The sequence below is a fragment of the Oerskovia sp. Root22 genome, from assembly GCF_001429135.1.
Classification (GTDB): Bacteria; Actinomycetota; Actinomycetes; order Actinomycetales; family Cellulomonadaceae; genus Oerskovia; species Oerskovia enterophila.
On sequence record NZ_LMIL01000009.1, the window covers coordinates 732,203 to 744,082 of the forward strand.

At 68.3% G+C, this 11,880-nt stretch carries 11 protein-coding genes and 1 pseudogene; 7 read left to right on the plus strand and 5 right to left on the minus strand.

Annotated features, from left to right (window positions below):
• Positions 1-38: 38 nt before the first annotated feature.
• Together ASE15_RS13795 and ASE15_RS13800 are read right to left on the minus strand one after the other, a co-directional pair.
• The gene (locus ASE15_RS13795; protein ID WP_056651713.1) at positions 39-797 is read right to left on the minus strand and encodes a DeoR/GlpR family DNA-binding transcription regulator; all 759 of its coding nucleotides are present in this window, start codon (positions 795-797) and stop codon (positions 39-41) included.
• A gap of 567 nt (positions 798-1,364) precedes the next feature.
• Complete coding sequence (locus ASE15_RS13800) at positions 1,365-1,841, minus strand: hypothetical protein (protein ID WP_157257641.1); 477 nt, start codon at positions 1,839-1,841, stop codon at positions 1,365-1,367.
• Between the two features lie 328 nt (positions 1,842-2,169).
• On the opposite strand from ASE15_RS13800, the gene ASE15_RS21875 reads away from it, so the two are divergent.
• Positions 2,170-2,589 carry a dsRBD fold-containing protein gene (locus tag ASE15_RS21875; RefSeq protein ID WP_369800606.1) on the plus strand — a complete coding sequence of 140 codons (420 nt, stop codon included), beginning with the start codon at positions 2,170-2,172 and terminating at the stop codon, positions 2,587-2,589.
• Here the strand turns inward: ASE15_RS21875 and ASE15_RS13805 are convergent.
• Complete coding sequence (locus ASE15_RS13805; RefSeq protein ID WP_056651708.1) at positions 2,550-3,431, minus strand: universal stress protein; 882 nt, start codon at positions 3,429-3,431, stop codon at positions 2,550-2,552. The genes ASE15_RS21875 and ASE15_RS13805 overlap by 40 nt on opposite strands.
• Positions 3,432-3,699: 268 nt before the next feature.
• Here ASE15_RS13805 and ASE15_RS13810 point away from each other — a divergent pair, with 268 nt between their 5' ends.
• Entirely contained in the window at positions 3,700-4,674 is a 975-nt protein-coding gene (locus ASE15_RS13810; protein ID WP_056763729.1) for a nitroreductase family protein, read from the plus strand.
• Between the two features lie 64 nt (positions 4,675-4,738).
• On the opposite strand, the gene ASE15_RS13815 is transcribed toward ASE15_RS13810, so the two are convergent.
• On the minus strand, positions 4,739-5,713 hold the full coding sequence (locus tag ASE15_RS13815; protein ID WP_369800607.1) for an alcohol dehydrogenase catalytic domain-containing protein: 975 nt from the start codon (positions 5,711-5,713) through the stop codon (positions 4,739-4,741).
• 329 nt (positions 5,714-6,042) lie between these two features.
• On the opposite strand from ASE15_RS13815, the gene ASE15_RS13820 reads away from it, so the two are divergent.
• The 3 genes from ASE15_RS13820 (at position 6,043) to ASE15_RS13830 (ending at position 9,390) form a co-directional block, all read left to right on the plus strand.
• Positions 6,043-7,011, plus strand: coding sequence for a universal stress protein (locus tag ASE15_RS13820; RefSeq protein WP_056763735.1), 969 nt, complete (start codon positions 6,043-6,045; stop codon positions 7,009-7,011).
• 49 nt (positions 7,012-7,060) lie between these two features.
• Entirely contained in the window at positions 7,061-7,657 is a 597-nt protein-coding gene (locus ASE15_RS13825; RefSeq protein ID WP_082608948.1) for a DoxX family membrane protein, read from the plus strand.
• Between the two features lie 146 nt (positions 7,658-7,803).
• Positions 7,804-9,390, plus strand: a complete 1,587-nt coding sequence (locus ASE15_RS13830; RefSeq protein ID WP_157277222.1) for a GAF domain-containing sensor histidine kinase — start codon at positions 7,804-7,806, stop codon at positions 9,388-9,390.
• Here ASE15_RS13830 and ASE15_RS13835 read toward each other — a convergent pair.
• Positions 9,387-10,022 carry a response regulator transcription factor gene (locus tag ASE15_RS13835; protein WP_056651688.1) on the minus strand — a complete coding sequence of 212 codons (636 nt, stop codon included), beginning with the start codon at positions 10,020-10,022 and terminating at the stop codon, positions 9,387-9,389. The two genes, ASE15_RS13830 and ASE15_RS13835, sit on opposite strands and share 4 nt — an antisense overlap.
• A gap of 143 nt (positions 10,023-10,165) precedes the next feature.
• Between ASE15_RS13835 and ASE15_RS13840 the strand changes: the two genes are divergently transcribed.
• Together ASE15_RS13840 and trxB are read left to right on the plus strand one after the other, a co-directional pair.
• On the plus strand, positions 10,166-10,696 hold the full coding sequence (locus tag ASE15_RS13840; RefSeq protein WP_056763739.1) for a flavodoxin domain-containing protein: 531 nt from the start codon (positions 10,166-10,168) through the stop codon (positions 10,694-10,696).
• A gap of 267 nt (positions 10,697-10,963) precedes the next feature.
• Positions 10,964-11,880, plus strand: a pseudogene (trxB, locus tag ASE15_RS13845) (thioredoxin-disulfide reductase); the annotation flags it as partial.

An 11,880-nucleotide genomic window follows, 5' to 3' on the forward strand; every position in this document is an offset into this window, starting at 1 on the left:
GAGGCGTCCGCCGTGCGTCGCCTCGGTCGGCTAGCTGGTCAGACGCCCAGGACGTCGACGCCGGCCTGACGGATCTGGGCGACCGCGTCAGCGGGCGCCTCGGGGTCGGTCACGAGCACGTCGAAGTCGGTCACCTCGCACACGACCGCGAGCGCCGTGCGCGAGAACTTCGCGGCCTCCCCGACGAGGATCGTGCGCCGCGCGCTGGACATCGCGGCGCGCTTGGTGGCGGCCTCGACGTCGTCGAACGCGGTGACGCCGTCGGTGGGAGACAGTCCGCAACAGCTGATGATCGCGGTGTCCACGCGCAGCGAGCGCAACGAGGCCTCGGCCATGGGACCGACGAGCGAGCCCTCCCCGAAGCGGGACGTCCCCCCGGGGACCTTGAGCGTGGTCGAGGCGCTCGCGGAGAGGACGTGAGCGGCGGGGATCGACAGGGGCACGACGGTCAGGCGCCGCCCGACGAGGGCGCGGGCGATCGCGAGACCCGTGGTCCCGCTGTCCACGATCACGGCCTCGCCGTCGCTGAGCAGCCCTGCGACCGTCTGCGCGATGCGTTCCTTGGCCGGGGTCGACTCGATCTCGCGCAGCGCGAACGGCAGCTCCTCCCCCCTCAGCAGCAGGCTGACCGCGCCACCGTGGACCCGGCGGAGCGCACCCGCGGACGCGAGGGCGTCGAGGTCACGGCGGACCGTGACCTCAGAGGTATCGAGCTCGAGGGCCAGGTCGGCGACCTCGAGTCGTTCGGTCTCGCGGAGGCGCTGGACGATCCGCTGCTGTCGGGTGGCACTGTCCATGCCGCCAAACGTACACAGCGTTGTTCCGAATGTAAACGTCGCGCTTTCGTTTCGAGCCATCAGGCACGCGCAACGCGGCGGTCGGCACCCCTGGTGCGAAGGCCAGGGGTGAGGGCGGCCGTCGATCGAGAACTCCGCCGCACGCCATCGCGACCTCGGCGCCTCGTCAGCGCCCACCTGGACCCAGGGCGCTCAGCGGCGCCCTCAACCCTCCTGGTGCGCGAAGCGCTGTCGCGAGAGCGGGCTGCTCGCCCACCTGGTGGTCCGACCGGTGCCGCCCGACCCGCTCGACGCGGATGCACGAGCAGGTCATACCGGGCCGATGGAGAGGCTGGTCCCGAGCGGTCATGGAAGCGGGGCGGACGACGACGGCACGCTGAGTCCGTCGGGGGCGCTCTTGCACGTGAACGAGCGACCCAGTACTGATCCGCCCAAGCACAGTCTGCGGCGAGCGGTCATGGCGCACACACCTGGACCTGACGTCAGCGTCAGGAAGTCAAGGCAGTCACGGCCGGTCGCCTGCTGGAGCGCAGGAGGGACGACGGCTCCGGGCGTCGCGAGCGAGCCTCAGCCGCCCGTGAACATGGAGATGGTCAGCGCAGAATCGACCGCCAGGCAAGGCTCGTCGAGGGCGGAAAGGGCATCCCGCCAGGCGTCCGACCTGATGACGGTGGGTTCGGTCCTCGCCCAGAGCTCGACCGCGGGGACAGCCTCCTGCAGGTCGGCGACCCCTTGGCTGACGGCGCTGTCGCCGCTCGAGGGGATGCGGTGCAGCACATGTGTCGCGACCTCGTACCAGCCCTGCTGCTCCTGGACGGCCACGCGGCCCTCGCTCAGGGCGATGTCGGCGTTCTCCACGATCGACATGACGTCGGAGACAGCCGCGCACGCGGCAGCGTCCTGCGCCGCGTCGTCCACGGGTGCGTCAGCCTGGACCACCTCGCCCGTGGGTTCCGGAAGGGCGCTGCTCTCCCCGCTGCAGCCGGCCACCATCAGAGCCACCAGCACCAGAGCCGAAGCCCCGGCCGTCTTGCTTCCTCGCATGAACGCACCCCCGTCGTGACCGTGTGTGCCCTGAGACTACAGATTCGCGCGGGGTGCGGAAGACCAGGCTCACCAGCCCCACAGGGGCGGCGACGCCACCGCACACTGGATCGTCGAGAGACACCGCAGCTCAACTCGACAACCACCTCCGTGCGCGACGCACACGGAACGCTCGTGCGGCATGCGAGTGGGCAGACGCTGCGGATCTGCCCGGGTGCGGGGTACGCGGCCGAGAAGCGCCTCGACGTCGGGCCTTGTCGTCGGCCACGACGCCGGCCCGGGCCGGCGCGCGAGCTGCGGCACGCGGAGCGGTGCCCGTCACCCGACGATGGGTACACCTCTGGGTGCGGCTCGACCGGCCCAGGTACAACGAGAGGCTAGGAATCGTTCCGATTCCCTATCGCCTCTCACGGTCGGGCTGACAGGATGTGAACCTGCGACCCCTTGTAGCCCCTCCGAACGATCCGATTCCGCGGATTCGCTTGGCCTTCCTCCTGTGAACTATCTGGCCGCCACCGAGATCGGTGAGGAGCTCGCGACCGCTCGAGCGCTACGTGATCTCGCAGATCATCTTCTGCAAGCGAGACATGCGACATCGCAGAGATCGAGCACCATGAGGTCCATCTGTCCCAGTGACCCTGCTGACCAGGTATCAAGTACTCAGCATGCTGCGGAATCTCATCCGTGCCCTCGTGCTGATGCTCGTCCTCAATGGCTGTGCGTGACCAGTACGGGCCATTTGGCGTGACGGAGCAGGCCCTGGCTCACTGACCCCAGAACGGGCCCCCTGAACTCGCCATAACCTCGCGAACCGACGACCACGAGAGAGGCGGCGACCGCGGCGCGGGCGATCTCGCGAACCGGTGGCCCTTCCAGGACGTGGGTACGTACTGCCAAGGTCTGGCTGACGCGTCCGGCATTCTCGGCGGCGGTTGCCGCAGCCTCTTGCGCGCGAATCCGGAAGGCCGTGCGGAACTCGTCGATCGAGGGTGTCAGCGAGGTGACAAGGGGGTCTGCCGGAATCGTGTAGGCAACGACGATGTCGAGCGGGGAATGCCGACGGCCTGCTTCGCCCGCGGCCTCGACGAGCGCGACGTTGCTCGCAGGAGAACCGTCGATGCCGACCACGACCGGGCCCACGGTCGAGAACGTCATCTCCGCAGGAACTACGACCACCGGTACAGGCGACTGGGCCGCCAGCTGAACGCTGACCGAGCCGAGAAAGACAGCCCCAAACGCTCCTAGCCCGCGCGAGCCCACCACGACCAGTCCCGCGCCCTCACTCGCGGCGTCCAACAACGCAAGAGCCGCTGGGCCTGGGCGGGCCGTGGTCTCCACCTCCAGTTCAGGTTCGACCTGCTGAGCCATCTCGGAGGAGACGCGCAGAACCTCGTCGATCTCGTTGCCCTCAGCGGCCACGGGAGGCAGATAGAAGCCTCCGGCGAAGATCGGGTCGTAGGCGGGCCGGAATCGCGAATGCACGATCAGCAACGGAACACCTCGCAGGCAAGCTTCATGCGCGGCCCAGGTCAGCGCAGAGCGGCTGTTGGTCGACCCGTCGACCCCGACGATGACCCTTGTTCCGGTCATGGTTCACGTCCCTCGTGACACGCGTTCCAGGTGGCCCGCACGATGCTCAGAACGCAGGAAACGGTGGAGGGTGATCCACCACATCGGACAGGGATCTCATCTTGAGTCTTTGCCCGATGTGCTGGCCGGGCAACTGGTGAGCGCAGGTCCAACGGATGGCCGGCAAGGGGCCATCACGCCCTGGTTCGCGGGAGGAAGGACTGATGGGCTAGACACGGGCCCCGTGTTGGAGCTGCTTATACCGGTGCCAGATGGAAGGAAGAGCGACATGGACGTCATCGACGCTCGCATCGAGCGAATCATCACTGCTTCGGCGCATGCCCCCAGCGTGCACAACACTCAGCCCTGGCGTGTCGAGCTGGAAGGCAACCGAATGCTCGTTCACGCCGATCCGTCACGGCAGCTGCGCCACAGCGACCCGGCAGGGCGCGAGATGTACATCAGCTGCGGAGCGTTCCTCTTCAACGTCCGCACGTCCGCACGGCGTGAATCGCTGACAGCCCAAGCCACGATCCTGCCGAGTCCCCATGACAAGCTGCACGTCGCCTCGATCCGGTTCGACCCTGCCCTGGGGCCCGACATGGACGAGCTGGAGCTGTCAGTCGCGATCGACCGACGGGCCACATCACGCACTCCCTTCGACGACCAACCCCTGGATTCTGACGTGCTGCTGGAGATCCAGATGGCCGCCCGCGACGAAGGCGCCGACCTGCACCTGATCCACCCCTCGGACCCGACGCGATCGAACGTACTGACGCTCGTGCGTCGGGCCGAGGCCCTTGCGGGCGAAGACGCTGTGGCGCGAGGTGAGGAGGCCGCCTGGACCGCCACGACGGCCGCGCGGCATGACGGCATCCCTCAGGATCTCCTCGGCCCATCTGCCACGGACGAGCAGGCGCCCGTGCGGCACTTCTTGGCCAGCGGCGGTGACGCGGAGTTCGAGCACCGCTCGACCATGGCCGTCCTCTCGACACCTGACGACACCCCTCGGGACTGGATCGCCGCCGGCGAGGCGCTCGAGCACCTCCTGCTGGTGGCGACCACCTACTTCGTGCACGCCTCCTTCGCCACCACCGTCCTGGAGAACCCCACCACCCGGCACGACCTACGACGCGCCCTGTCCTTGGACGGGTGGCCGCAGATGCTCATGCGCATGGGCTACAGCGCGACCCACCCGCACACACCCCGACGCACGATCGAGGAGATCGTCGCACCCGGTGAACCGGAGACCGCCGCGGAGTGAGACAACTCCGGCGCCGCGTCCAGGCCGAGCGAGGCCAGTGGCTTGGACGCGGCACCGTGCGTGGTCAGGGCACCTGTCCTGTACCTGCCGTCAGGACGACCTTCAAGGCCCCGCTGTGGCCTGCGTCGGCGAAGACCTCGTACGCTTCGTCGAACGCTTCGAGATCGAACCGGTGAGTGACGAGCTGGGCAACGTCGAGTTGGCCCCGTTCCACCATGCGCAGCAGGGTCGGTGTGGTGCGGGTGTCCACGAGACCGGTGGTGATCGTCAGGTCCCGGATCCAGTCCCTCTCCAGGTGCAGCGTCGCCGGCTTGCCGTGCACACCGACGTTGGCCACGTGGCCCCCTGGGCGGACCATCTCCACGCACGTCTCGAAGGTCGGCGCGATTCCGACGGCTTCGATCGCGACGTCGGCTCCCAGCCCGTCGGTCAGCGCCTTGACCTGCGCGACGACGTCGGAACGGGCGTCGATCGTGTGCGTTGCGCCAGCACCGCGGGCGGCGGCCAGGCGCGATTCAGCCAGATCGACGACGGCGAGCACCGCCGGGCTGAACAGGCGAGCGGTGAGTACGGCGGCGAGACCGATCGGTCCCGCACCGACGACGACAACGCTCTGTCCGGGCCCCACACGTCCGGCAAGTACCCCTACCTCGTACGCCGTCGGCAGGGTATCGGCGACCATGAGCGCTTCCTCGTCGGTGATCTGGTCGGTCAGGCGGTGCGTGGAGGTCTCGGCGAAAGGTACCCGGACGTACTGGGCCTGGGTGCCGTCGATCAGGTGGCCCAGGATCCAGCCGCCCCCGCCCAGACACTGGCCGTACCGGCCCTGGCGGCAGTAGCTACAACGGCCGCACGACGTGATGCACGAGACGAGCACCCGGTCACCTGCAGCCAAGGTCCTCACCCCGACCCCGACCTCGACGACCGTACCGACAGCCTCGTGCCCCAGGATCCGTCCCGGCTCGACCGTGGGGACGTCGCCCTTGAGGATGTGCAGGTCCGTTCCGCAGATCGTCACCGCGTCGACGTGGACGACCACGTCCTGCGGATCTTGCACGGCAGGGTCGGGTACCTCGCGCCAAGCGCGTCGCCCCGGGCCGTCGAACACCAGTGCTCTCATGATTGCCTCCGCGTGTGTAGACCTCCCACGTCAGCATGAGACCACCCCCGACCGATAGGACCGGACGGCCCCACCCCAGGGGTGCCACATGTCCCCCGCAGCCCTGCGCAGGGTGTCGTCGATCGAGAGCCCCGCAGGCACCGGGCCGAACGGCCCGGGACTCAAGGGGCCTCCCGGCCCTGCCTCAGCGTTGATCCCCGGAGAAGGGTGGGAGTGGAAGCTCGTTCCTACGCGCCACGGAGGTCACCATGCGCACCAGACTCGACCGACCGATCGTCGTCGGCCTCGACGGATCCCCCGACTCAGCGCGCGCGCTGCGCTACGCCGCGCAGGAGGCGCAGCGGGCCGGATGCGGACTGTGGCTCGTCAATGCGATCCACGAGATCGTCCCTGTCGCCCCGATGTGGCCGCTGCTCACGAGCGACACGCTCGTCGACGTCGGGCACGAGCTTCTCGACGACGCCCAGCTCGTGGTGGAAGACCTCTCCCACGCCACGGTGCCGGTCGAGGTGGAGACGGCACTCGGTCCAGCGGTACAGATCCTGACGACAGCCAGCGAGAAGGCCCGTTTGGTCGTCCTCGGCCACAGGTCGGCCGGGATCGTCGAGCGTCTGTTCACCGGCAGCACCACGTTCGGCGTCATCGCCCGCTCCGCATGCCCGGTCGTCAGCGTCCCCCACGAGTGGGACCAGAACCGCGAAGAACATCGGATCGTCGCCGCGATCGACGGTTCATCGGTCTCCTCGGCAGTCCTGGCCTACGCCTTCGCTGCGGCCTCCGAGCGTTCCGCCCGACTCGAGGTCGTGCACTGCTGGCGCCTCGACCCGTTCTACAGCTATCTGGTGGACGAATGGTCCGTCGAGCAGGAATGGGACGCCCAGACCCACGGGATGATCAGAGGGTTCATCGACGAGTGGTCCGGACGCTACCCCGCCGTACCTGTCGAGAGCCGACTGGAGTACGCCCCCATAGCTGACACCCTCGTGCGCTACTCCAAGGACGCCGACCTGCTCGTCATGGGCCGTCACGGCCACGGCGGCCTCGGCCTACGGGTGGCCATGGCAGCCCCCGGCAGCGTCACTCGTACAGTCCTGCAGCACACCCACTGCCCGCTCGAGGTCATCCCTGTCCTCACCCCTGCCGACTCCACCGACGACCTCGTCGCCGCCACCTCCCACGCGCGGACCCCTGCCGAGGCTGACGCACCCGAGAACTGAGCACCCATCCGTCGTCCCGATGGACGACACGTCCCACAGGAGGCACATCATGAGCACGACCCACGAACCGCACCCCACCAGCCGGTCGGGAGCATCGGGATCCTCCATGCCTGACCCGGACTTCATCCACCCCGAGCTCGTCCGACCGGAGACACGTGCCCAGCGCGCGCTGCGCTACGTCGGCGCCGTGATCCGCCTCAGCCTGGGGTGGGTCTTCTTGTGGGCATTCCTGGACAAGACGTTCGGCCTCGGCCACGAGACACCGGCCGATGGCGCGTGGATCAACGGCGGACACCCCACCGCCGGCTTCCTCGGCGGCGCCACCGCCGGCCCGTTCGCCAGCTTCTACCAGGACCTGGCCGGCCAGACCTGGGTGGACTGGGTCTTCATGATCGGCCTCCTCGGCATCGGCCTCGCGCTGATCCTCGGGATCGGGATGCGGATCGCCGCGGTCGCCGGAACGATCATGCTCGTCCTGATGTGGTCCGCGGTCCTACCGCCGGCCAACAATCCCTTCATGGACGACCACCTCATCTACGCCCTGGTCCTGGTCGCCCTCGCCCTCGGCAACGCAGGCGCGACACTCGGACTCGGGACCTGGTGGCAGCAGACCCGACTCGTCCAACGCTGGCCCTGGCTCACCTGAGCCACCAGAAGCTCGCCACACCGCACGAAGACTTGAGCGCAGTGTGACGACAGCTGAGGCCCCGGGCGCCGGACGTAGACCCCGGGGCCTCACGCCCGGCCAGAGTTCGCCAGGAGGCCACCGTGGAACAGGCATACGCTCAGGACGTGGACAAGACCTCGGCCGAGGTTCAGGACGCGATCCTTCAAGCCGTCAGTGGCTTCTCTTCCGACTTCGACCTGCGTGACCTGCTCGTGGGCGTGGTGCGCGCCGCGTGTACTCTCTCGGGCGCCCGCTACGGCGCCCTGGGCGTCATCGGGCACTCCCGCCGACACCTCGTCGAGTTCGTCGCCGAAGGAATGAGTCCCGCCGAGCGCGAGAGGATAGGGCACCTGCCCACCGGGCACGGCCTCCTCGGTCACCTGATCGACCATCCTGAGCCTCTCCGCGCCGAGGACCTGACCACTCACCCGGCCTCGACCGGCTTCCCGCCAGGACACCCACCCATGACAACCTTCCTCGGGGTTCCTGTCCGGGTGCGCGGCCGCGTGTTCGGCAACCTGTATCTCACCGAGAAGTCCACGGGGCCCGTGTTTACTCCCCAGGACGAAAAGGCCGTCATCGCCATGGCCGCTCTGGCCGGACTGGCCATCGAGCACGCAAACCTCCTGGTCATGGCCGAGCGCCGCGCACGGTGGCTCGAAGCAACCGCAACGATGTCCTCCGACGTCGTGCGCGCCGAACGCCCCCTCGAAGCGCTGGAGGCCGTTCTCCGCGGAGCGCTCGACGCCGCAGACGGGACCGCCTGCATCGCGATCACCCCGGCCGACTCGGATCGATTCGGCGTACTCGCCGCTGTCGGTGACCGGAGTATCGATCCCGCCGAGACGCTCAAGGCCCTGCACCCCGCGTTGATGCTGGCGATGGCCACCAACACGACCCGTTCGAGCGATCTCCCCGTCGGTGGGGCAATCATGACCCGGCTCGCCCTCGACCCGCTCACCCGTGGCGCGCTCGTCCTCACGGTCCCCCCTCGCCGATACGTCGAGAACCTCGCCGAGGACTTCGACCTCATCGAGAACTACGCATCCCAGGCCTCGCTGGCCCTCGAACGCCACCACACCCGCGCCGTCCAAGAGCAGCTCGCCGTCCTCGCCGAACGCAACCGCATCGCCCGCGATCTGCACGACGTCGTGATTCAACGCCTGTTCGCCCTCGGCCTCCAGCTCAAGGCCCTTGCTGCGCACGCTGATCCCACCAGCCGGACGAGCCTGCACACCGTCATCGATGACCTCGACGCCACCATCGGCGAGATCCGACGCTCGATCATCGACCTTCGCCCCACACCCCAGCTGCACTCGTTGCGCTCCAAGATCCGAGCCCTGGTCACCGAGTACTCCCACGTCCTCGGATACACCCCGTCGCTGACCATCACCGGGCCCTTGGACACCCTCGTCGACCCCGCCCTGCACCACCACGTCCTCGCCGTCCTACGCGAAGGGCTGTCCAACAGTGCCCGTCACGCAGCAGCAGACCGGGTCTGGCTGAACCTCGACGTCACCACAGCCGAACTCACCTGCACCGTCACCGACGACGGCACCGGGATGGACCAGTTCGACATCCGCAGCGGGCTGCGCAACCTCGCCGAACGCGCCGCTGAACTCGGCGGGACGCTCGAGGTCACCGACCATGCCCCGCTCGGGTGCCGTCTTGCCTGGCAGATCCCCCTGAACCGTCGTGACGGAGAGCCCTAGGTCTGGAGCTTCGTCGCCAGCACAGCCGCCTGAGTCCGCGACTCCAGACCCAGCTTCGTCAGGATGCTCGACACATAGTTCTTGACCGTCTTCTCCGACAAGACCATCTGGGATGCGATCTGCCTGTTCGTCATACCCTCAGCGATCAACGTCAGGACGTTGTGCTCCTGCTCGCTCAACGACGCGAGGGCCGGCTCCTCGACCGGTCCGGACCGCACACGCTCCAGCACCCTCGCAGTCAAGGCAGGATCGATCAATGACTGACCGTCCGCCACGCGTCGCACCGCGTCCACCACATCGGAACCGGCGATGACCTTCAACAGGTACCCGCTCGCTCCGGCCATGATCGCCGCAAACAGGGCCTCGTCGTCGTCGTACGAGGTCAAGATCAGCGAACGCACCTTCGGGGCCGACGAGTGCAGATCACGACACACCTCGACCCCTGAGCCGTCCGGGAGCCGGACGTCCAGCACCGCGACATCCGGGCACAAGCTCGGAAGAACGCGCATCGCCTCGCGGGCAGACCCCGACTCCCCCACGACCACCACCTGACCGTCCGCCTCGAGCACGCCCTTGAGCCCGCGCCGCACGATCTCGTGGTCATCCAGCAGGTAGACCCGGATCGGCTCCATGCCTCCGTTCTACTCCTCTTCACACCCAGGCACCATCGCACACCGACCGCCCCGAGAGCCGAACAGCCCTACCAGGTCGCGCCGAAAGGACCTGGCATGAAGTCGCAGGTCCAGCAAGGCTGGAAGCAAACCAGGAGGGCACCATGGAAGCCGTCGTCATCTACGAGTCGATCTTCGGCAACACCGGCGCGATCGCCCAAGCGATCGCGGACGGTCTCGCGCAGGACCTGACCGTGCGCACCGTGCAGCTGCCCTCGCACTCCCCGGCCGACGACGTGGGCGCCGCCGATCTCGTCGTGCTCGGCGGCCCCACCCACGCCTTCGGCATGTCCCGACGCAGCACCCGAGAAGAAGCAGCCCACCGGCAAGGCCATGGCCACCCCGTCGAAGCCAGCGGCCTACGTGAGTGGCTCGAAGCCCTGACCGACGAAGCCGGCGGACGCAGCGCCTGCGTCTTCGACACCCGCGCCAGGTCCTTCCGCTACCTACCCGGAAGCGCCGCCGGCTCGGCCTCTCGCCTCATGCGTGAGAGAGGCTTCCACCTCATCGACGAACCCCGCTCCTTCTACGTCACCGACATGGAAGGCCCACTGGCCGCCGGAGAGATCGCACGCGCCAAGGACTGGGGCGCCCACCTGGGCAAGGCTGTATCACTCGCCCGGCAGCACGAATGACCCCGCTACATCGCGCAGCGATTCGCGGCCGGTGCCGGACCATCGTTCAGACGTACACCCGGCGCTCATCGCCCCGCCGTGCGGCATCGATCTTCATCGATCTTGGCTTTGGCGATCTATATCGACGCATGTCAACATAGAAGCATGTCGATACAAGATGTGCGGAGCGTCATCATCGTGGGTTCGGGCCCCGCCGGGTACACGGCCGCCGTGTACGCCGCGCGCGCGGGCCTCGAACCCCTGGTCCTGGCCGGTTCCATCACGGCNCGTCATCATCGTGGGTTCGGGCCCCGCCGGGTACACGGCCGCCGTGTACGCCGCGCGCGCGGGCCTCGAACCCCTGGTCCTGGCCGGTTCCATCACGGCCGGTGGCGCGCTGATGAACACGACCGAGGTCGAGAACTTCCCCGGGTTCCCCGACGGGATCATGGGTCCTGAGCTCATGGAGAACCTGCAGAAGCAGGCCGAGAAGTTCGGCGCGCAGGTCGAGTGGGACGACGCGATCGAGCTGCGGCTCGAGGGCCCGGTCAAGACCGTGGTCACGGGKAACGGCGAGACCTACACCGCTCGCGCCGTGATCCTCGCGACGGGCTCKGCGTACCGTGAGCTGGGCCTGGACGACGAGAAGCGGCTGTCCGGSCGTGGCGTGTCCTGGTGCGCGACGTGCGACGGGTTCTTCTTCCGCGACCAGCACATCGTGGTCGTCGGYGGCGGAGACTCCGCGGTCGAGGAAGCGACSTTCCTGACGCGCTTCGCGTCCAAGGTCACCATGGTCCACCGSCGCGACGAGCTCCGTGCGTCCAAGATCATGGCCGACCGCGCCAAGGCCGAYCCCAAGATCGAGTTCGCCTGGAACAGCGAGATCGTSGCCATCCACGGCGAGAACAAGGTCGAGTCCCTGACGCTGCGCGACACGGTCACCGGCCAGGAGCGCTCGCTCGACGCGACCGGCCTGTTCGTCGCGATCGGGCACGACCCGCGCACCGAGCTCGTCAAGGACCAGATCGACCTGGACGACGAGGGCTACATCCAGGTCCAGGGCCGCACGACCCTGACCAACCTCGAGGGCGTGTTCGCGTGCGGCGACGCCGTCGACCACACCTACCGCCAGGCCATCACCGCGGCCGGCTCCGGCTGCTCCGCGGCACTCGACGCCCAGCGCTACCTCACCGAGCTCGCCGACG